The organism is Acinetobacter lactucae, assembly GCF_013344765.1.
GTDB classification, from domain to species: domain Bacteria; phylum Pseudomonadota; class Gammaproteobacteria; order Pseudomonadales; family Moraxellaceae; genus Acinetobacter; species Acinetobacter lactucae_A.
This window is the reverse complement of sequence record NZ_JABVBF010000015.1, coordinates 1-21,442: the sequence shown is the minus strand read 5'-3', so window position 1 is coordinate 21,442 and position 21,442 is coordinate 1. Positions and strand designations below refer to the sequence as shown.

Below are 21,442 nucleotides of genomic sequence, written 5' to 3'. Positions count from 1 at the left end.
CTGTCACTTTTACACTTTATTAGTAGTTCGCATTTAAACCGTTTGGAAAAAAATGATGCGAAAACTTTCAATACTATTAATTACATCTTTAGCACTCATGCTCAGTGCTTGTAACGATGATAACGACTCAGATAATTCATCGCCAACAACACCGCCTACCAGTAATTGCAAAATGCACTGTGCACCATAATAAGAACTTAGGATAGAACTAATGAATCGTCGCGAATTTCTTTTAAACTCTACAAAAACCATGTTTGGGACAGCTGCTTTAGCGAGTTTCCCGCTGAGTATTCAAAAAGCTTTAGCTATTGATGCCAAAGTTGAAAGTGGAACTATTCAAGATGTTAAACACATCGTGATTTTGACTCAGGAAAACCGTTCTTTCGATAATTATTTTGGGACACTAAAAGGTGTGCGTGGTTTCGGTGATCGTTTTACCATTCCTATGACGGAAGGTCGAAAGGTTTGGGAGCAGTATGATGCGAAGAAAAAGAAAGTACTGCCGTACCATCTCGACAGTCGTTTAGGGAATGCTCAGCGTGTTACTGGTACAAATCATTCATGGTCAGATGGTCAAGGTGCTTGGGACAATGGCCGAATGAGTGATTGGGTGGCACATAAACAACCACAGTCGATGGGCTACTATAAAAAACAAGAAGTCGAATATCAATTTGCTTTAGCGAATGCTTTTACCATTTGTGATGCTTACCACTGTGCCATGCACGCTGGGACCAACCCAAACCGTAAGTTTATTTGGACTGGAACGAATGGCCCTACAGGAGCAGGTGTTGCCAGTGTGGTAAATGAATTTGATGGAATTGGACCATCAACGGAAGGTTATGAATGGACGACTTATCCTGAGCGCTTACAGCAGGCTGGCGTGACATGGAAAGTTTATCAAAATATGCCGGATAACTTTACTGATAACCCCTTAGCTGGTTTCAAACAATATCGCCGTGCAAATGAGCAATCTGGACAACCTGTCAGTAACGACACATTAACGTGCCCAGCATATGATGAAAAAATCGATGCGACTCAACCACTTTATAAAGGTATTGCTAATACCATGCCAGACGGTGGTTTTTTAGGTAGTTTTAAAGCAGATATCGCTCAAGGTAAATTACCGCAAGTGAGTTGGCTGGTCGCTCCTGCAACTTACAGTGAACATCCAGGGCCATCTAGTCCTGTACAAGGTGCTTGGTATATTCAGGAAGTATTAAATGCATTAACTGAAAACCCTGAGCTGTGGAGCCAAACCGTTTTATTGGTGAACTTCGATGAAAATGATGGTTTCTTTGACCATATTCCTTCACCAAGTGCGCCGTCTAAAGATATTAAAGGTGTCGTCTATGGAAAAACGACTTTAACTGATCAGCAGGTATCTTATGAATATTTTGACCATCCAGCAGTAGCGACTTCAAAATCTCAACCTAAGCCAGACGGTCGAGTGTATGGGCCGGGTGTACGTGTTCCAATGTATGTGATTTCACCGTGGAGCCGTGGAGGATGGGTGAATTCTCAAGTCTTTGATCATACTTCTATTTTACAGTTCTTAGAAAAACGCTTTGGTGTGCAAGAGCCTAACATTAGTCCATACCGCCGTGCTGTATGTGGTGATTTAACGACAGCTTTTGACTTTAAAACACCGAACCTTCTGCCTGTTGCTGAACTCGATGGGAAGAAAACCAAAGCCGAAGCCGATGCGATTCGTATTGCTCAAGAATTATTGCCGCAAGTTTCTGTTCCAATTCAGCAGCAATTTCCTCAGCAAGAAATGGGAGTTCGGCCATCACGTGCTTTGCCATATATTTTGCACACCAGTGCCAAAGTTGATGCGACTAAAAAAACTGTAAAGCTAATGTTCTCTAATACGGGTAAACAGGCAGCAGTTTTCCATGTTTATAACCGATTAGATCTAATAGCAACTCCACGCCGTTATATGGTTGAGGCGGGTAAACAGCTCGATGATGTATGGAATGCTACAAATGGGCAGTATGATTTATGGGTACTTGGACCAAATGGTTTCCACCGTGCATTTAAAGGCAATTTGAGCCAAACCAATCAAACTCAAGCATTACCGGAAATTAGAGTATGTGTGGAAGAGTGTGATGCGAATTTGTATTTAAAAGTTCGTCACGATGGTAATAAATCAGTCAAACTCACAGTCAAAGCAAATGCTTATCTTCCAAACAAGACATGGACGATTGAAACGAATAGTTCTGAAAAAGAACTGGTCTGGGATATGTCTGAATTTGGTGGCTGGTATGATTTCACGGTGACTTTAGCTGATGATACTTCTTTCATCCGTCGTTTTGCAGGACGTATTGAAACTCAAGAAGATTCTATTTCTGATCCGTATATGGGTTATGTTGAGTCTTAAGTTGCTCTAATGGATGAATGATTAAGATGAAGTCTTAGGTTAATCATTATTTTAAATTAGCTAGCACGACGGAGTCTTATCGTTTATTCATCCAGTGGAAGTAGCTAATTCGTTACTTTGGTTTCGCCCAAAGTAACCAAATGCATTTGTCATCTACAAAACCTGTTCTCTTTCTGCATATATCTGATTTATTGCAAAAAAACAATATATTTATAGATTTTGGGCAGGTTGTAGATGACATCTAGCACAAGCTAATGTTGGGAAACATAAATGAAGAGAGATAATATCTTGTGTTGTAGATGAATAATAAAAATAAAGACTTACCTTTTGTAACAGAATCTCCTAAGCCTGGTCATATTTATCTTTTATTGTGAAATCCTGATTTTTAAAGTGATGGGGAAAATTTATGCTACAAGGTTTTATTGTATTATTAGCAGTAGTTACTTTTGTTTTAATGGCTGCCGACCCACGTGATGGTGGGGCACAAGCGACTCAGTCAGCGTGGCAAAAAACACAAGCGGCAGACATGACCAAGTCGCAAAAAAATACCAATAATGACGCAGATTTTATCTAAACATTAAAACGCATAGATAAATCAACAGCTCTAACGTCTTTAGTCAGTACACCCATAGAAATGTAATCAACGCCAGTGGTGGCAACTTCACGCAAGTTTTCAATGGTGATATTGCCAGAGGCTTCGAGTTTACAGCGACCTGCTACATGTTTAACGGCATCAATCATTTGCTGTTGACTGAAGTTGTCGAGCATGACAATGTCCGCACCAGCTTCAAGCGCTTGGTTTAGTTCATCCCAAGTTTCGACTTCGACTTCAACAGGTTTACCTGGCGCAATTTGATGTGCTTTTGCAATAGCTTGGGCAATACCGCCCGCTGCCATAATATGATTTTCTTTAATTAAGAATGCATCAAATAAACCAAGACGATGGTTTTGCCCGCCGCCAATAGCAACCGCATATTTTTGCGCAATACGTAAGCCCGGTAAGGTTTTACGTGTATCGAGAAGTTTTGTATTTAAGCCTTCAAGTTGTTGAACGTATTCAGCAGTTTTTGTTGCAACAGCCGATAAAGTTTGAATAAAGTTTAAAGCAGGGCGCTCTACAGTAAGTAAGCTACGTGCATAACCTGCGAGCTTTAAAAAGGCTTCGTTTGCAGCAACACGCTCACCTTCTTGTTTTAACCAAGTTACTTGAACAGTATTGTCATAAGCTGAGATGAGTGCATTTACCCAAGGCTGTCCAGCTAAGACCATATCTTCGCGGCTAATAATGGTTGCAGTCGCTTGCTCATCTTCAGGTGTGAGCATAGCGGTAATATCGCCGTCCCCAATATCTTCTTGTAATGCTTGTTGAATATTGATTTGAATTGATTGTTCAAGCAAAGACTGAGGTATGCTCATACGGTTTCCATTTTGTCGATGACCCTAAAACTTGCGATATATTAGCACCGTCGACTTTAAAAATAAGCTGTTTTATGAGATTAATCGCGATAAACAATCGCATTTACTACTTTGAAAAGTAGATAACTGTTTTAAACTAAAACAATTGGCAAGCAATTTATTGGCATCTCAATGAAGCAAATCACAGCGTATGAAGTTATAGATGGACAATTAAAAGGGGCGAGAAAAATCCCTTCTCCAAATTTTAACCAGCGTCCGACTGGCACCGAAATTCAAATGATTGTGGTTCATAATATTAGTTTGCCGCCGTCTCAATTTGGAGGTGGCTATATTGAGCAGTTTTTTCAAAACAAGTTAGATTGGTCAGTTCATCCTTATTTTCAGACTATTGAAGGCATGCAAGTTTCTACGCACCTGTTAATTTTACGAACAGGTGAAGTCTTACAGTTCGTTAACTTTAACGAGAGGGCATGGCATTCAGGGCGTTCAAGCTATTTAGCCAAAGTTGAATGCAATGATTATTCAATTGGTATTGAGCTTGAAGGGAGTGACGACCTACCTTTTGAGGAAGTACAATATGAGGTGTTAGCAGACGTCGTTACCGCCATTCGTCAAGCTTATCCAGAAATTAAAAACCATATTGCAGGTCATTCAGACGTTGCCCCTGGCCGAAAAACCGATCCGGGTCCTCATTTTAAATGGCAGCACTTTAGACAATTACTTGCTCAGAAAAAAAGTTGAGTTTGTTCATCATTTCACAACGAAAAGATTTTTTAGTTTCATTACAATAGCGTCTTTCGAATAAGCTGTAGGTGAGTGCGATGGCATTGTGGCGATCGACTTTTATTGTCAGTGCAATGACGATGTTGTCACGAGTTTTAGGGTTAGTACGTGACGTCGTATTGCTCAACGTGTTTGGTGCGGGTAAAGATTTCGATACCTTCGTCGTCGCTTTTCGTATTCCTAACTTCTTTCGACGACTATTTGCTGAAGGCGCCTTTTCTCAGGCCTTTATCCCAGTTTTAACTGAGTATAAAACAGGTCGAGCACACGCTGAAGTACAGATCTTGATTAGTAGGGTATTTGGCTGTTTATTAACAGTCATGACCTTACTTACTTTTGTAGCTATGGTTCTAGCGCCTGCAATCATTTATATGTATGCACCGGGCTTTCATAGTGATCCTGCAAAGTTCGATTTAGCTGTCAGCATGTTCCGTTTGACCATTCCCTATTTAATGTTTATGTCGCTCACGGCTTTTGCCAGCAGCATCTTAAATAGTTATGGTTCGTTCGCTTCACCAGCTTTTTCGCCAGTTTTACTCAATGTCGCAATGATTGCAGGGGCGTGGTGGCTTACGCCGTATATGGCTGAGCCAATTAAAGCATTAGGCTGGTCAGTTGTTGCAGCTGGAGTGTTACAGTTAGCCATACAAATTCCCGAATTGTGGCGTAAAAACCTACTGATTCCACCTAAAGTTGATTTTAAACATGAGGGTGTAGAGCGTATTTTAAAATTAATGCTTCCGGCATTATTTGGCGTATCTGTGACTCAGATTAACCTGTTATTAAATACGATTTGGGCATCTTTCATGCAAGATGGTTCTGTATCTTGGCTATATAGTGCAGAACGTATGACCGAATTACCTTTAGGTTTAATCGGTGTTGCGATTGGTACAGTAATTTTGCCTTCGCTTTCTGCCCGTCATGCAGAGCAGGATCAAGCAAAGTTCCGCGGTATGATCGACTGGGCTGCAAAAGTCATTGTATTGGTAGGATTGCCGGCAAGTATTGCTTTATTTATGCTTTCAACACCGATCATTCAAGCATTATTCCAGCGCGGTGAGTTTGATTTACGTGATACCCAAATGACAGCTCTAGCATTGCAATGTATGAGTGCTGGTGTAATTTCTTTCATGCTCATTAAAGTATTCGCCCCAGGTTTTTATGCTCAGCAAGATACAAAAACACCAGTACGTGTAGGCTTAATGTCGGTTGCAGCCAATGCGATTTTAAACGTTGTATTTATTGGTTTCTTTAAGCTTATTGATTGGCATGCTGAACATATGGCACTTGCACTAGCATCTTCAGGTTCAGCTTTAGTCAATGCGGGTCTACTCTACTTCTATTTGCATAAGCGTAATATTTTCCGATTTGGTTCACATTGGAAAAAACTAGTACTTCAGTATGGCTTGGCTAACCTTGCAATGATTGCAGCACTTTGGTTTGGGCTAAATTGGTATAATGGAGAGCTTTCACAGTGGCTTCGTGTTGCCGAAGTCGTAGGGTTATGTGTAGTGGGGATAATTGCGTATCTGATCGGTTTAGTCCTTACAGGTTTTCGACCTAGAGATTTAAGACACTAAAAATAAAAAAGCGATCTTAAACGATCGCTTTTTTTATATCTAATACATTTATTTTGGCAAAACTTGTAGCAATTCAATATCGAAAATTAAAGTGCTATTTGGGCCAATACTGTCACCTGCGCCGACTTCACCGTAAGCAAGATTTGCAGGAATAAAGAAACGAGTTTTACCGCCTTCTTTCATCGTTTGTAGACCTTCAGTCCAGCCTGCTATGACTTGGCTGAGTTGAAACTCAACTGGGTGATTACGTGCGATTGAGCTGTCAAATACAGTTCCGTCGAGTAAACGACCTTCATAATTCACTTTAACACGTGATACAGCTTTCGGTATTTTGCCTGTACCTTCTTTTAATACTTGGTATTGGAGACCTGATTTAGTGGTGATTACACCTGATTTTTTTGCATTATCAGCAAGAAATGCAGCACCTACCTGAGCATTTTGTTGACCTGCCTTTTGAAACTCAACCAACTGCTTCGCTTCTAAAGTTTTTTTATAATCATTAATCGCTTTCGCCATTTCTTCATCAGTTAAGCGTGCTGTTTTACTTTGTGCACCTTCTTGGAGACCTTGATAAAAAATATCAAGATTTAGATCTTTTAACGCATCAGTATTATTACGACCCATTAAATAGCCATAACTATAGCTAAATTGTTCTTTTGCTGGGCTTTTATTCGTGATAGGTGCAGCAGCAAAAACAGATAAGCTCATTGTTGATGTTGCAATAATTAAACCGATTTTTTTCATGCCGTTTTCCAAAAAAAAGGAGAGTACTGTTTTACTCTCCTGAATGTTTTTATTTCACTGAAATGAGTTCTACATCAAAAATCAGTGTGCTGTTTGCTGGAATGCCAGGAAGTTCCTGTGGACCGTAAGCAAGATTTGATGGAATGAAGAACGTTGCTTTACCGCCTTCTTTCATCAATTGAAGCCCTTCAGTCCAGCCTGGAATAACTTGATTGAGTGGAAACTCAACTGGTTCACCGCGCTTATACGAACTATCAAAAACCTGACCGTTAATTAGACGGCCTTCGTAATGTACTTTAACTATAGATTGCGCAGTGGGTTGTTTACCTGTGCCTTCTTTAGTAATGATATATTGCAAACCAGAAGCTGTAGTTTTTACACCAGCTTTTGTTTTATTCTCTGCAAGGAATTGAACATCTGCAGATTCAGGCGCTACTCCAGCAGCTTGCTCTGGTTTATCTTGTTGTTGCATTTTTTGCTGCAACTCTTTTTCATAAGCAGCAACAGCAGCTTTTAACTCTTCTTGAGTATAAGCACTTGGTTGCTTGCTGCGAGCATCATGAATCCCTTTCACAAATGATTTTGTGTCTAGCTCAGGTGGAGTTTGCTGAGCAACTTCGTACCCAAGAACATAACTGATTTTTTCAATTGGAGAGGCATTTTTGTTTGCCTTGCTTCCGACTTCTGTGGTCGGATGTTGGCTTGCATAATAAACTGGTACAAGTGCAGCACCGCCTAAAACTACAGCGACAGCAATGGGTAAGGCTTTACTCATAAAAGGTTCCAAAAATAATCATTTGAGTCTAAAAAGGCTGCTTTTGATCTTAGCATGCTTAAGCATAGAATGTTTAAGAAAAAAAACGAGTGGTTTTTTATATATTTTAGTTAGTTTTAGTAGGGATAGATTTAAAAAAATCTTAAATAAAAAACCGGATCATTTGATCCGGTTCTCTTACCACTTTTTGGTTAATCTTCTTTTTGCGCTTTATATGCGTAAGCATAGTTATAACCGTAACCGTAGCCCGTACTCGCACGTTGAATGTCGTTAAGAATAAAGCCGTTGACTTTAACACCTGCTTGTTCAAAGCGATTAAGGGTTAATTCAAGCTCTTTCATTTGTGACTTAGCATAACGCGCAACAATTAAGTTCACACCTGTATATTGCGAAATAATAATACCATCGGTTACTGCAAGGACAGGTGGAGTATCAATAATGATGTGGTCATATTCACTTTGAACCTTTTCTAGCAAATCTTTAAACTGATTAGAGCTTAAGATTTCTGAAGGGTTTGTTGGGCTCTTACCACGAGTAATCACGTCTAAGTTAGCAACTTGAGTTTTGTGGAGAACCTGTTGAAAGTCTGCCTGTCCACTTAGGAGTTCAGAAAGACCAGGTTTTACATCTACATCGAAGTACTTATGCATATAACCGCGGCGCATGTCAGCATCAATGAGCAAGACGCGTTTATTACCTTGCGCAAAAATCGTTGCAAGATTAGTAGAAATAAATGATTTACCTACTTCTGGAGAAGGGCCAGCAATCATAATGATATTATTTTTTGCATTTGTTAAGGCAAAATGAATAGCGGTACGAATGCTACGTAAGCTTTCAATAGCAATATCATCACTGTTTTTAACAGCAAGAATAGGAATGCTCTTCTTCTTCTTTAAAATCTTGATACGACTTTCTTGAATTGGAGAGCGTGGAACAGTTGCATAAACTGGTAAATCCAATTCATTTTCAATTTGACCAGAATCTTTAATGCCTGTACGTAGCATATTACGCAGCAATGCAATTAAAGTTCCAACAAAACCACCAACAAAAATAGATAAAATTAGAACGAGCAGTTTCTTCGGTTTAATTGGTTCAACTGGTTCAACTGCTGTATCAACAATACGGACATTCCCAATTTCGCCTGCTTTGGCAATGCGAAGTTGTTGGTAAGAGTTGAGAAGCGCTGTATAGAGTTGAGTTTTGACTTCTACTTCACGATAAAGCTGTAAATACTGGCGCTGTACATCAGGTAATTGTTTTAAAGTACTGTTGAGTTCGCCAATTTGTTTATTAATGGCTGCAAGCTGTCCATTAATCTCACGCATTGCAGGGTGTTCGGCAGTATACTTTGCGACCATTTCAGCTTGCTTTTGTTCAAGCTCAGCTTTTTTAGTTTCTAAAGTAATACTTTGGGTTAAATATAGCTCAGACTCTTTAGTTACATCAACCGTATTGTATTGTTGACGGAACTTATTAAATTGACGCTCAGCATCGTCCAGTTGTTTTTTAAGGTCTGGTAACTGCTCATCCAAAAACTTTAATGTTTGAGCAGATTCAGCCGAACGACGTTCAATATTCTGTGCGCTATAAGTCGCCAAAATCGCATTAAGTACTTTGGTGATATGCTCTTTGTCTTGACCTTGATAATTTAAACCTAAAACACCTGTGAGCTTACCACGCTCTGCAACTGAGTAGTTGGCACTAATAGCATCTACAGTTGCAGGTAAAGACGAATTAGTAATGTTATAAGTTGCATCAAGTTGATCTTTAGTGAAGATGGCAACTTTCCAAAGTCCGTGAGGACCCGCAACACGGTTAGCTTGATTTAAAGAAACAGTTAATAGGACCTCTTCTGTTTCTGGATCGGTTAAACGTAAAGATTGTTTATCAAAATTAAGAAGTAAATTTTTGTCTAAATAAAACGCTGGAACTTCAAATTCACGAATTTCAAAACTTTTTAAGTCATCTTTAAATAAAACCGATTTTTTAGTGTATTCAGTTTTATATTCAGCATCGCTTAATAAGCGATGAGTAAGTGTATTTTCAGTACTGGAAACTTGTATATCAAGATGTAAGTCTTTAATGACCGAACCCAAAACCAAGCGAGACTTTAAAATTTCAATTTCTGCTTGAGCTGGTGATTTTTGCTCGATCATATTAGATAAATCACCTAAAAGTGCTGCAGAGGCACCTTTACTGTCTTCAACCTGAACCAAAGCATCAACCGAATAGGTATCTGGTGTTACACGTAAATAGAGCAGGGCGCATACAAGGCTCAAAATAATACAGAGCGCAATCAGCTTCCACTGAGCAATGAGTGAAAAAAACAATTCTTTTAAATCAATTGTATCTTCGGAATTGGTATTTTGGTTCATAAGCTTAAAATCTTGGCGTTAAATATAAGGTTTCCAGTCAGCAACACATTGTTGTATGAGTTGGCAGGTTTCATCAAAAACAGCTTGATCGTGCTGATACGGATCTGGGACATTTTTGTTCTGCCAATGGCCTAAGCGATAGGTTTTACCTTTTGCAAAGGACCAAGTTTGCTCAATATGCTTTTGCTGGTTGTTACTCATGACCAAAATAAGGTCGGCTTTTTTAATATGTTCAGCATTTAGTTTTCTTGCGACATGACGCTGCATGTCGATACCTAAGCGTTGCATACAAATTTGTGCTTTATTGTCTGCCTGATGCCCCACGAGCCCTGAAATGCCAGCAGACTCAATATTTAATTGGGGGTATTGTTGCTTTAAAAAATATTCTGCCATAGGGCTACGGCAGATATTTCCTATACAAACCACCAAAATATTTTTAATTTGCATAATATTATTGTCCCAAACGGTCTATGTTATATAAAGCATTTGAGAATGGAATAATCTGGTTAATTACACGCTGCCAGCGAGTCAAGCCCGTCGCATCAACATAGACAATATCATTACTACGTAACTTAAACTGATTAGCTAATCCGAAATCACCAATACTCATTAAATTTAAATGATAAATTTCTGTGGCATGGTCATTTGGGTTAGTCCGTACGACATAAATACGGCTTGCACTTGCCGAGTTGGGATTAATCCCCAAACTTTCACCCAAAGCATCAGTTAAGGTCATCCCTTGATCACGCATAGGTAGTGCTTGATTTTTGCCCGACTCACCCATGACATAAATTTTCTGATTTTCTCGGGTGCTCACATAAATTGTATCATTGGGTTGAACCAATAGCTTATGTAGTGAATAGCCAGCTTTTTCTAGATCGATTGTATTTAAATTATAAGTTCGACCATTTCGAATCAGTTGAATATAAGTGTTATCACCTGTGGTAGTGACGCCACCTGCCAGACCTAATGCAGTGTAAATACTGACAGGTTGATCACTTAAATAAAACTGGCCACCTTTAGTGACACTACCTTGCACAGAGAAACGTTGTCCCTCATAGGATAGTACTCTAACAACAACATCTGGGTTCTTTAAAAAACGAGCAAGTTGACTACGAAGTTCACGGTTAACTTGAGCTAGTGATTTACCAGCAGCTTTATAACGACCAACTAATGGAAACTGAATATAACCAGTTTGGTCAATAGGATAACCATTGGCCTGAATAGATTGTTCACTACTGATGTTATTTACAGGTGGCGTAATTTCAGGGTAGGCCCAAAGCTGAATAGAGAGGATATCTCCTGAACTTAGGCGGTAAATAGATTGCTGATTTTTAAATAAGCTTGCATAGTCGCGTTGGTAGTCGACTTGAGCAGGTTGTATTGCTGGAAGTGTTTCTTGAGAAATTTTAACAACATTAACTGTAGTTCCAAGGTCGGTTCTATAAACGCCTTCATTTGGAATATCATAAGTTTGTAAACCAGAAGTGACTGCGCAGCTGGCGGCACTCAAACTTAAGGCAAGAACAGAAAAAAACTGGCAATACTTCACACGCAACCCTTTGTGTATTTATCTTTAATTGATATTGTCCACTGCATAGTAACAAGTGTCTATTAAACGCAGGATGAACAGATTCTAGCTGAAAAGAAATGAAAAAACATCGAAAAATCGTAGAGCTTTGTATGTTTAGTTTATCCGATAGGACGTTTAGGATATAGTCATTTACCAGAAATATTAAAAAAGTATTATTTTAGCTAAACTGATCAGTTCTACTTATAAGTGCTGTAAACACATTTATACAATTGATGTGCGGGGATAACTAAAAATCTGATATAGTACGCTGCATTGTCAGTGCCAAAAGCATGATTTATTAGATATAAACTCTAAGGAAAAAGGCTCGTTTATATGCAAATTGCCAATTTAAAAATAGCAATTATTGGGTTGGGCTATGTAGGCTTGCCATTGGCAGTTGAGTTTGGGAAAAAAGTACCGATTGTTGGTTTTGATATTTATCAAAAACGTATTGATGAGCTTAAAAGTGGTAAAGATCATACTTTAGAAGTGTCTGCACAAGAATTACAACAAGCTGTTCAATTAAGCTATACCGCGGATCTTAATGAATTAGAAGACTGTAACTTTTTTATTGTTACTGTTCCAACACCTATTGATGATTTTAAACAGCCTGATTTAACTCCCTTAGTTAAAGCTTCAACTAGCATTGGTCAGGTGCTTAAAAAGGGCGATGTGGTAGTTTATGAATCTACCGTATATCCGGGCGCGACAGAAGAAGTCTGTATCCCTGTTTTAGAAAAAGTGTCAGGTTTAAAGTTTAATCAAGACTTTTTTGCAGGTTATAGCCCAGAGCGTATCAACCCTGGCGACAAGCAGCATCGTGTAACTAATATTTTAAAAATTACATCGGGATCAACACCTGAGGTTGCTGATTATGTTGACAAAGTGTATAGACTGATTATTGAAGCGGGCACACATAAAGCACCGAGTATTAAGGTTGCAGAAGCTGCCAAAGTGATTGAGAACACTCAGCGCGACGTTAATATTGCATTAATTAATGAATTGGCCCTTATTTTTAATAAATTAGATATTGATACTGAAGAGGTGCTTAAAGCAGCGGGCACAAAATGGAACTTTTTACCATTTCGTCCAGGTTTGGTCGGTGGGCACTGTATTGGTGTGGATCCGTATTATTTAACCCATAAAGCTCAATCTATTGGGTTACATCCGGAAATTATTTTGGCAGCACGCCGCCTCAATGACCGAATGGGTGAACATGTAGCAACTCAGCTCATTAAAGAAATGGTGAAGCAACGTATACAAGTAGTTGGTGCTCGTATTTTGGTGATGGGACTTAGTTTTAAAGAAAATTGTCCAGATATTCGTAATACAAAAATTGTTGACTTTATTAAGGCTCTTAAAGAGTATGATTTAGATTTAGATATCTATGATCCGTGGGTGGATGATACAGAAGTACAACACGAATATGGCTTAGCGCCAATTAAAGAACTACAACAAGGCTTGTATGATGCGATCGTCATTGCCGTAGCACATAATCAGTTTAAATCTATGAGTGTTGATGAGTTTCATGCTTTAGGTAAAGAAAAGCATGTGCTTTATGATTTGAAATATGTTTTGGATAAAGAAAGTTCAAATATTAGACTTTGATTAGGGTTTTATAATGTCTACAGATATTCAATTAAATTTAATTGGCAGAACACAAGAGCTTTTTGTTGATGATATTCAATATTGGAATAATAAGTTAATCGAAATTGTTTCCTCATCGAAGTTTCTAGTTTTAGGTGGGGCAGGATCTATTGGTCAAGCAGTTGTTAAAGAAATTTTTAAACGTAATCCTAAGAAATTACATGTTGTTGATATTTCAGAAAATAATTTAACAGAAGTTGTTCGTGATATTCGTAGTTCATTTGGCTATATTGATGGTGATTTCCAAACATTTGCACTAGATATTGGCTCTGCTGAGTATGATGCATATATTCAGAATGATGGTGATTTTGACTACGTTTTAAATCTTTCGGCTTTAAAGCATGTACGTAGTGAAAAAGATCCATTTACATTAATGCGAATGATTCATGTCAATATTTTAAATACTGAAAAAACGATTCAGCAGTCTATTGAAAAAGGCGTGAAAAAGTATTTCTGTGTTTCGACAGATAAAGCTGCTAACCCTGTCAATATGATGGGGGGGTCAAAGCGTATTATGGAAATGTTCCTTATGCGCCAAAGTCAGCATATTGATATTTCTACGGCTCGTTTTGCGAATGTTGCATTTTCAGATGGTTCTTTACTACATGGTTTTAATCAACGTATTCAGAAAAACCAGCCAATTGCTGCACCAAACGATATTCGCCGTTATTTCGTTACTCCAAAAGAATCTGGTGAGTTGTGCCTGATGTCTTGTTTACTAGGTGAAAATAGAGATATTTTCTTCCCTAAACTTAGCGAGCATTTACACCTCATTACTTTTGCTGATATTGCAGTCAAATACCTTAATAACCTTGGGTATGAGCCGTATTTGTGTGAGTCTGAAGATGAAGCACGTAGCTTAATTCAGACCTTGCCAAAACAAGGAAAATGGCCTTGTTTATTTGCCGGAAGTACAACTACGGGTGAGAAAGATTTCGAAGAATTCTTTACTGATAATGAAACTTTAGATATGCAACGTTTTAATAATTTAGGTGTTATTAAAAACGAGTTAAATGTTGAAGAAGACAAGTTGCATGTATTTGAAGAAAAAATTCATGCAATGCTTTTAAATAAGCAATGGAATAAAGAAGAAATTGTTGATCTATTTAATTATATGATGCCTAACTTTGGACACAAAGAAACAGGTTTATATTTAGATGGGAAAATGTAATGGATACTTCTAAATTTAATCAATTTGTACGAGACATTTATCGGACCAATAATTTTATTCCATTACATGAACCTCGTTTTCTTGGTAATGAAAAAAAATATGTGTTAGATACGATTGATAGTACTTTCGTCTCTAGTGTTGGGGCATATGTAAACGACTTTGAAGCCAAAGTTCAACAGTTTACAGGCTGTGCTAAAGCTATTGCGACTGTTAATGGAACAGCTGCATTACATATTGCTCTTTTACTAGCTGGTGCAAAGCGCGAGGATATCGTAATTACACAAGCTTTGACTTTTGTCGCAACTTGTAACGCTTTGTCTTATATCGGTGCGGAACCATTATTTATTGATGTTTCATTAAAGACACTTGGTTTGTGCCCAAAGGCATTAGACGCTTATTTGCAAGAAAATGCTTTTATCGATGACCAAGGCGTTTGTAAACACAAAGCAACTAATAAACGTATTTCTGCAATTGTTCCAATGCATACATTTGGTCACCCAGTTGAAATTGATGAGCTTCAACAGGTTGTAACCAAATGGAATATTGCATTGGTTGAAGATGCCGCTGAAAGTTTAGGTTCTTACTACAAAGGTAAACATACTGGAACTTTTGGTTTAGTTTCAGCACTTAGCTTTAATGGAAATAAAGTCATTACCACAGGCGGTGGCGGTATGGTCTTATGTCAAGATGACGAACTTGGCATAAGAGCGAAGCACATTACGACAACTGCAAAAATACCGCATCCCTATGAGTTTTATCATGATGAAAATGGCTTTAACTACCGTTTACCTAATTTAAATGCTGCTTTAGGTTGTGCACAAATGGAAGGTTTGGAAGGCTTTCTTAATAAAAAGCGTGATTTAGCCCAGCAATATCAAAATTTCTTTAAAGATAGTGATATTTCATTTGTTGTAGAACCTGAAGACTGCCGATCTAACTATTGGTTAAATGCCATTATTTGCAAAGATAAAGCTCAACGAGATTTGATTTTGGATGAAACCAATTCAAATAAGGTTATGACTCGCCCAATCTGGACTTTAATGACCAGATTACCAATGTACCAAAATGCATTACAAGGCGATTTAACTAACTCATTATGGTTGGAAGAAAGAGTTGTAAATATTCCAAGTTCGGTTCCTCTGGAGTAATAAGAATGAAAAAAATAGCCGTTTTTACAGGAACTCGAGCTGAATATGGTTTGCTGTATTGGTTAATGCGAGATATTCAGCAAGATCCAGAGCTAGAGTTACAAATTCTAGCTACGGCTATGCATTATTCACCTGAGCACGGCGAAACTTGGAAAACTATTGTTCAAGATGGTTTCGAAATTACTGAATCGGTAGAAATGCTATTGTCATCTGATACATCGTCCGCTGTTGTGAAATCAATGGGTGTTGGCTTACTTGGATTTGCAGATGCACTGAAACGTATGCAACCTGATTTATTAGTGGTTTTGGGTGATCGTTTCGAAGCTTTGGCAGTGACGCAAGCTGCTTTAATTATGCATGTACCTGTTGCACATTTGCACGGTGGTGAAATCACTGAAGGTGCATATGACGAATCAATTCGTCATGCGATCACCAAAATGTCTAATATTCATTTTGCCGCGGCAGAGGAATATAAGAAACGAATTATCCAGTTAGGTGAGCAACCAGAAAAAGTATTTAATGTTGGCGCACTAGGTTTAGATCATATCCAGCGTACAACATTTAAAAATATTGCAGAATTGAGCGAATTATATGATTTTGATTTTTCAAAACCATATTTTCTCATTACTTATCATCCTGAAACTAATTTACTAGAAGAAAATGTTGCACCTTTATTTGATGCACTTAAGCAAATAAAAGATGTCAATTTTGTCTTTAGTTATCCAAATGCAGATAATGGTAATACTAATATTGTGAAAGCAATGCTTGATTTAAAAGCACAGTTGCCAGATCGTGTATTGCTTGTAAAGAGTTTTGGTATTCAAAATTATTTAAGTGTTCTGAAAAATGCTTTGGCTATGGTTGGAAACTCATCAAGTGGCTTATCAGAAGCTCCAGCGTTACAGGTTCCAACAGTAAATATTGGTGATCGTCAAAAAGGGCGTTTGCGTTGTGAATCTATCCTTGATGTTAGATTAGACGAAAATGAAATTTTAGAAGCATTGCAAAAAGCAATTAATTTCCCAGATGATGAGTTGAGTCAAGTTGTTCCACCTTTAGGGCTTGGTAAAACTTCTCAGAAAATAATTGAACTTATTAAAACGACGGATTTTAAAAAGAAGGCACCATTTTATGATCTTTAATCAAGATGAAATTTATGTTATTGCAGAAATTGGTGTAAATCATAATGGCTCTGTAGAGTTGGCAAAAGAGCTTATTTTAAAAGCCAAAGATTGCGGTGCGAATGCTGTCAAATTTCAAACATTTAAAGCAGATAGTTTGTTATCTGATCAAACTGAAATGGCTGCATATCAAAAGGAGAATACAGGTTCTAGCCAAAGCCAATTAGAGCTTGTAAAAAGTTTAGAGCTCACTTATGAGCAGACAGAAGAAATACAGAAATTTTGTGATGAACATCAAATTACTTTTATTTCAACACCGTTTGACTCTGACAGCTTGAAGTTCTTAGTAAATGACATTGATGTACCTTACTTAAAAGTATCATCTGCTGATATTTCAAATTTACCATTCCTCTATGAAATTGCATGTTCAAAAAAGCATGTCATTTTATCTACAGGAACAGCGAGTTTAGGTGATATTGAACAAGCATTATCAGTATTTGCATTTGTTATCGATAAGGGAACAGAAGTTCGACCATCTCAGCAGTTATTTAGAGAAGCTTATTCTAAAATTTCAGTACGTAAACAATTGAAAGAACAGGTTTCGATCTTACACTGTGTGACTCAATATCCAGCGTTATTTGAAGAAAGTAATCTTAAAGCCATTTCAACTTTAAAAAATGTATTTGATTTGGCAACTGGGTTTTCTGATCATACACTTGATGAATATGCAGCGGTTATTGGTGTAAGTCTTGGTGCTCGTATTTTCGAAAAGCATATTACATTAGATAAAACCATGGCTGGCCCAGACCACGCAGCATCAATGGAACCAGACGAATTTAAGCATTATGTCGAAATTTTGCATAAAACACATGCAGCTTTAGGCGACGGTATTAAATTTATGCTAGAGCAAGAAAGCGATAACTATTACCTAGTACGTCGCAGTATTGTAGCGAAAACAGATATTGCGGAAGGGGAGCTTTTAACCTCGGACAATGTCACGACAAAACGAGCTGGTCGCGTTTGTTTAGAGCCCAATAAGTATTGGGATGTTGTTGGTACAAAAGCAAAACATAGCTTTAAAAAGAACGACTTTATTGAAATTTAAATGAAAAAACTGGCGATTTTTGGTTCAGGTGGCTTTGCAAAAGAGCTAGTAGATTTAGCAATAGATCAAGGTTACCGCCATATATTTTTTTTAGAAAGAAATGCCAAAGATGATGAAACCTTACTTGGTTTCCCCATTTTGCCTGAATCAGTAATACCGACATTAACGGATACGGTATATGCGATAGGTGTTGCTGATCCAAAGATTCGTAAAAGAATATATGAAGCTTATCCCGATTTACCTTATCCCAATTTGATTCATTCTCAATCATCACTTGGGTATGGTATTCGAGAGTTGCTGGAACATAGTAAAGGTGTGGTAATTGCGGCTGGAGCGCGAATTACAAATTCATGTCGTTTTGGTCATTTCATTATAGTAAGTTTTAACTGCACAATTGGGCACGACTGTATTCTGGAAAATTACGTTTCTGTCATGCCAGGTGTTAATGTGTCTGGTTGTATTCATTTGAAGCAAGGCACTTACATTGGAACAAATGCTGCTATTTTGCCGGGCAAAAGCCCAGAGCAATTGAAATATTTAGGTGAAAACTCCGTTATAGGTGCGGGTGCTGTGGTTGTGAAACATACGCAACCGAATAAGGTCTATATTGGATCACCTGCTAAGGAATTAAGTCGTGACTAGAGATGTTAATAAAATAATTTTGCATAAAAATGATTCAATTCTGAAAGCATTAGAACTTCTTGATTTATATGCTTTAAGAATTGTCTTGGTGGTTGATGATCATAATCAATTGATCGGAAGTATTACAGATGGTGATATTCGTAGAGGCCTCTTAAAAGGCCAAGATGTGCATGCACCTGTTGAAACAATCATGCATACTAATCCTTATAGTATTGAAGAGGGTAGCTTAAATAATCGTCAGATTTTTGAGATCATGCGTGAAAAAAGTTATCTGGCACTACCTGTAATTAAAAATAATCAACTCGTTAATATTATTACGCTTGATGACTTAATTCGTAAAAAACGTAAAGAAAACCCAGTTTTCATTATGGCTGGTGGCTTTGGTACACGTTTACGCCCACTCACAGATACATGCCCGAAACCGATGTTACCTGTTGGCGGTAAGCCCTTACTAGAAACCATTATTTCAAGCTTTAAAAATCAAGGCTTTTACAAATTTTATATTTCTACCCACTATCTACCAGAAGTGATTAACCAGCATTTTGGTAATGGTGAAAAGCTAGATGTGCAAATTCAATATGTACATGAAACTGATCCGCTTGGGACTGGTGGTGCATTAAGTTTATTGCCAGCATCAGATATTACGTTGCCATTCATTGTGATTAATGGTGATGTATTAACAAACATGAATTTTGAAAAATTATTGGACTTTCATGAAAAGCGTGAAGCTATTGCAACGATGTGCGTGAGAGAGTTCCAGTATCAAATTCCTTATGGCGTAGTAAATTCTGAAGATAACGTAATACAAAGCATGACTGAAAAACCAAGTTATTTCTTTGATATTAATACAGGTATTTATGTCATTTCACCTGAATTGTTGGCTCAAGTTAATGCACAGTTTATTGGTATGCCGACTATCTTAGAACAGCAAATGGAAAAGAAAAATAAAGTCTTAAGTTATCCTTTACATGAATACTGGCTTGATATTGGTCATATGGAAGACTATAACCGTGCGCAAAGAGATATTATTAATTTAGATTTTGGTAAGTTCTAATGATAGGACAGTATCGAGTTACGGCTTTAATTCCTGCACGTGGAGGCAGTAAACGGTTACCACGGAAGAATGTAAAATTATTGAGTAATAAGCCCTTAATTGCATGGTCAATAGAGACAGCTATCGCATCTAAATATATCGATCGGGTGGTTGTATCGACTGATGATCAAGAAATTAAAGAGATTTCTGAACAGTATGGTGCAGAAGTGCCATTTTTGCGTCCAGAATACTTGTCAAATGATCACGCTTCAAGCTTTGATGTTATAAAGCATGCTATTGGTTTCTTAAAGTTGGATCAACCAAATGAACTCATTGTTTTACTTCAGCCCACATCTCCTTTACGTCTAGTGTCGGAGCTAGATAGGGCTTTAGAGTCTTTTATTGCGAAAAATGCTAAAGGAGTTGTTTCGATTTCTGAAACTGAGCATAGTCCAATGTGGTCAAATACATTGCCCGAAAATGGCTGTATGTCTGATTTCATTCGTACAGAAGTGCTGGGTAAACGAAGTCAAGATTTACCTAAATTTTTCCGTTTAAATGGCTCAATCTATATTTATGAAACTATATCTTTGTTAGCGCAAGCAAAAATATTTTTTGATGAAAGTGTTTATGGTTTTGAAACATCTTTAGAAACATCGATTGATATTGATACTGCATTAGATTTTTTAATAGCTGAAACTATTATGAAGAATAGGGCTATTGAATGAAGATTTTAAAAGATAGCTTTATTTATTTGATTGGGGAGCTTTTTGCAAAAAGTCTCCCCTTTCTGATGTTGCCCTATTTAACACGAAAGCTTGGGCCTGGTGGTTTTGGTGAGTTATCTTACTATTTAACTATGCTGTCGTTGTTTGGCATTTTTGTTGGCTTAAGCCAAGAAGGTGCAGTAACACGCTATTTTTATTTTTATGGAAAAAGAGCTTTAAATACAGTCATTAAAGCAGGTTATTTATTTAACATCGCTATTTCTTTAGTACTATTACTTGGTTGCTGGTGGCTCAAAGCAGAAATCATGGCATACGTTGTGTTAGCAACCATGTTTCAATCTTTTGTTAATGTGCAACTTGCATTGCGTCAGTGTCAGAAGCAACCACTTAAATATATTCTCATTCAAATTATACTGTCTTTAACTAATGTACTATTTACGGTTGCTGCCCTTGAATACTTTAGCCAAGAGCTAGTAGCTTATCGAATATTGGCAATTGTTATAGCCAACTTAACTACATTCGTCATTGCAAGCTTGGTTTTGGGTGATCTGTTTAGAGATAACTACCGTTTTACATGGCAGAGACTACGTCTTGGTCTATTTTATATTTTTTCGTTTGGGTTACCACTCATTCTTCATCAGTCTAGTTTCTTTGTGAAAGGACAACTAGATCGTATCTTTATTTACCAACAATACTCAAAACCAGAGTTAGGAGTGTACTCAGCTGGTGTACAAATAGCAGCTGTATTGCCAATTATTCTTATGGCACTCAATAAAGCGATTGTACCGTACTACTATCAAGGGCTTAAAGATAACTCGTTAACCATAGATAAGATAAAAAAATATACATTGTACAGCTTACCTTTAAGTATACTACCCGCACTAGTCGGTTGGATGTTACCAGAGCCAGTGTACCTTTGGTTTTTAGGGCAAAGTTATGTGGGTTCAAAGTACTATGTTGTAATGTATTTACTGGGCTTTGGAGCAAACTTGCCTTATCTTATGTTAGTAAATTACTTTTTTTATCATGGTAAAAATTTGATGATTTCCAAAATAACGACGTTATCATCAATCGTATATTTGTTCTTTTTATATTTCTTTGCAAAGGAATCAGTAGAATTAATCCCTTATGCATTGTTGATAAGCAATCTGATTTTAATATTAAGTTTGTTTAGGAAAATATAATATGAAAAGCAAAAAGAATCTTTTTATCTGTATGACT

At 37.5% G+C, this 21,442-nt stretch carries 20 protein-coding genes; 13 read left to right on the top strand and 7 right to left on the bottom strand.

Annotated features, from left to right (window positions below):
• Positions 1 to 33 precede the first annotated feature (33 nt).
• Positions 34 to 171: a hypothetical protein gene (locus HUN22_RS03290; RefSeq protein ID WP_174726493.1), complete on the bottom strand. Its 138-nt coding sequence runs from the start codon at positions 169 to 171 to the stop codon at positions 34 to 36.
• 40 nt (positions 172 to 211) lie between these two features.
• On the opposite strand from HUN22_RS03290, the gene HUN22_RS03285 reads away from it, so the two are divergent.
• Both HUN22_RS03285 and HUN22_RS03280 read left to right on the top strand, forming a co-directional pair.
• On the top strand, positions 212 to 2,380 hold the full coding sequence (locus HUN22_RS03285; RefSeq protein WP_174726492.1) for a phosphocholine-specific phospholipase C: 2,169 nt from the start codon (positions 212 to 214) through the stop codon (positions 2,378 to 2,380).
• Positions 2,381 to 2,786: 406 nt separating this feature from the next.
• On the top strand, positions 2,787 to 2,954 hold the full coding sequence (locus HUN22_RS03280; RefSeq protein ID WP_000938938.1) for an ABZJ_00068 family colistin stress protein: 168 nt from the start codon (positions 2,787 to 2,789) through the stop codon (positions 2,952 to 2,954).
• Here HUN22_RS03280 and nadC read toward each other — a convergent pair.
• A complete protein-coding gene (gene nadC / locus HUN22_RS03275; RefSeq protein WP_174726491.1) occupies positions 2,951 to 3,796 on the bottom strand; it encodes a carboxylating nicotinate-nucleotide diphosphorylase in 846 nt (281 codons plus the stop codon). The two genes, HUN22_RS03280 and nadC, sit on opposite strands and share 4 nt — an antisense overlap.
• Before the next feature lie 171 nt (positions 3,797 to 3,967).
• Between nadC and ampD the strand changes: the two genes are divergently transcribed.
• Entirely contained in the window at positions 3,968 to 4,537 is a 570-nt protein-coding gene (gene ampD / locus HUN22_RS03270; protein ID WP_174726490.1) for a 1,6-anhydro-N-acetylmuramyl-L-alanine amidase AmpD, read from the top strand.
• A gap of 71 nt (positions 4,538 to 4,608) precedes the next feature.
• Positions 4,609 to 6,159, top strand: coding sequence for a murein biosynthesis integral membrane protein MurJ (gene murJ, locus HUN22_RS03265; RefSeq protein WP_174726489.1), 1,551 nt, complete (start codon positions 4,609 to 4,611; stop codon positions 6,157 to 6,159).
• 48 nt (positions 6,160 to 6,207) lie between these two features.
• Here the strand turns inward: murJ and HUN22_RS03260 are convergent, their stop codons facing one another.
• The 5 genes from HUN22_RS03260 to HUN22_RS03240 form a co-directional block, all read right to left on the bottom strand.
• Positions 6,208 to 6,903 (bottom strand): FKBP-type peptidyl-prolyl cis-trans isomerase, encoded by a 696-nt coding sequence (locus tag HUN22_RS03260; RefSeq protein ID WP_217484403.1) that lies wholly within the window; start codon positions 6,901 to 6,903, stop codon positions 6,208 to 6,210.
• Positions 6,904 to 6,952: 49 nt separating this feature from the next.
• Positions 6,953 to 7,678: an FKBP-type peptidyl-prolyl cis-trans isomerase gene (locus tag HUN22_RS03255; RefSeq protein ID WP_174726487.1), complete on the bottom strand. Its 726-nt coding sequence runs from the start codon at positions 7,676 to 7,678 to the stop codon at positions 6,953 to 6,955.
• 191 nt (positions 7,679 to 7,869) lie between these two features.
• Positions 7,870 to 10,053: a polysaccharide biosynthesis tyrosine autokinase gene (locus HUN22_RS03250; protein WP_174726486.1), complete on the bottom strand. Its 2,184-nt coding sequence runs from the start codon at positions 10,051 to 10,053 to the stop codon at positions 7,870 to 7,872.
• Positions 10,054 to 10,071: 18 nt separating this feature from the next.
• Positions 10,072 to 10,500: a low molecular weight protein-tyrosine-phosphatase gene (locus HUN22_RS03245; protein WP_174726485.1), complete on the bottom strand. Its 429-nt coding sequence runs from the start codon at positions 10,498 to 10,500 to the stop codon at positions 10,072 to 10,074.
• A gap of 4 nt (positions 10,501 to 10,504) precedes the next feature.
• On the bottom strand, positions 10,505 to 11,605 hold the full coding sequence (locus HUN22_RS03240) for a polysaccharide biosynthesis/export family protein (protein ID WP_174726484.1): 1,101 nt from the start codon (positions 11,603 to 11,605) through the stop codon (positions 10,505 to 10,507).
• Between the two features lie 354 nt (positions 11,606 to 11,959).
• Here HUN22_RS03240 and tviB point away from each other — a divergent pair, with 354 nt between their 5' ends.
• Genes tviB through HUN22_RS03195 form a run of 9 tightly spaced genes read left to right on the top strand, consistent with a single transcriptional unit; the run spans position 11,960 to position 21,405 of the window.
• A complete protein-coding gene (tviB, locus tag HUN22_RS03235) occupies positions 11,960 to 13,234 on the top strand; it encodes a Vi polysaccharide biosynthesis UDP-N-acetylglucosamine C-6 dehydrogenase TviB (RefSeq protein ID WP_174726483.1) in 1,275 nt (424 codons plus the stop codon).
• Positions 13,235 to 13,247: 13 nt separating this feature from the next.
• Complete coding sequence (locus HUN22_RS03230) at positions 13,248 to 14,444, top strand: UDP-N-acetylglucosamine 4,6-dehydratase (protein ID WP_174726482.1); 1,197 nt, start codon at positions 13,248 to 13,250, stop codon at positions 14,442 to 14,444.
• Positions 14,444 to 15,592, top strand: a complete 1,149-nt coding sequence (locus HUN22_RS03225; protein ID WP_174726481.1) for a LegC family aminotransferase — start codon at positions 14,444 to 14,446, stop codon at positions 15,590 to 15,592. Before HUN22_RS03230 ends, HUN22_RS03225 begins: the two co-directional genes overlap by 1 nt.
• Before the next feature lie 5 nt (positions 15,593 to 15,597).
• The gene (gene neuC, locus HUN22_RS03220) at positions 15,598 to 16,734 is read left to right on the top strand and encodes a UDP-N-acetylglucosamine 2-epimerase (RefSeq protein WP_174726480.1); all 1,137 of its coding nucleotides are present in this window, start codon (positions 15,598 to 15,600) and stop codon (positions 16,732 to 16,734) included.
• Positions 16,724 to 17,818: an N-acetylneuraminate synthase family protein gene (locus HUN22_RS03215; RefSeq protein ID WP_174726479.1), complete on the top strand. Its 1,095-nt coding sequence runs from the start codon at positions 16,724 to 16,726 to the stop codon at positions 17,816 to 17,818. The genes neuC and HUN22_RS03215 overlap by 11 nt, the downstream gene beginning before the upstream one ends.
• Entirely contained in the window at positions 17,819 to 18,460 is a 642-nt protein-coding gene (locus HUN22_RS03210) for a sugar O-acyltransferase (protein ID WP_174726478.1), read from the top strand.
• Complete coding sequence (locus tag HUN22_RS03205; protein WP_174726477.1) at positions 18,453 to 19,514, top strand: nucleotidyltransferase family protein; 1,062 nt, start codon at positions 18,453 to 18,455, stop codon at positions 19,512 to 19,514. The genes HUN22_RS03210 and HUN22_RS03205 overlap by 8 nt, the downstream gene beginning before the upstream one ends.
• A complete protein-coding gene (locus HUN22_RS03200) occupies positions 19,514 to 20,221 on the top strand; it encodes an acylneuraminate cytidylyltransferase family protein (RefSeq protein WP_174726476.1) in 708 nt (235 codons plus the stop codon). The genes HUN22_RS03205 and HUN22_RS03200 overlap by 1 nt, the downstream gene beginning before the upstream one ends.
• Positions 20,218 to 21,405, top strand: coding sequence for an oligosaccharide flippase family protein (locus HUN22_RS03195; protein WP_174726475.1), 1,188 nt, complete (start codon positions 20,218 to 20,220; stop codon positions 21,403 to 21,405). The genes HUN22_RS03200 and HUN22_RS03195 overlap by 4 nt, the downstream gene beginning before the upstream one ends.
• Positions 21,406 to 21,442: the final 37 nt, after the last annotated feature.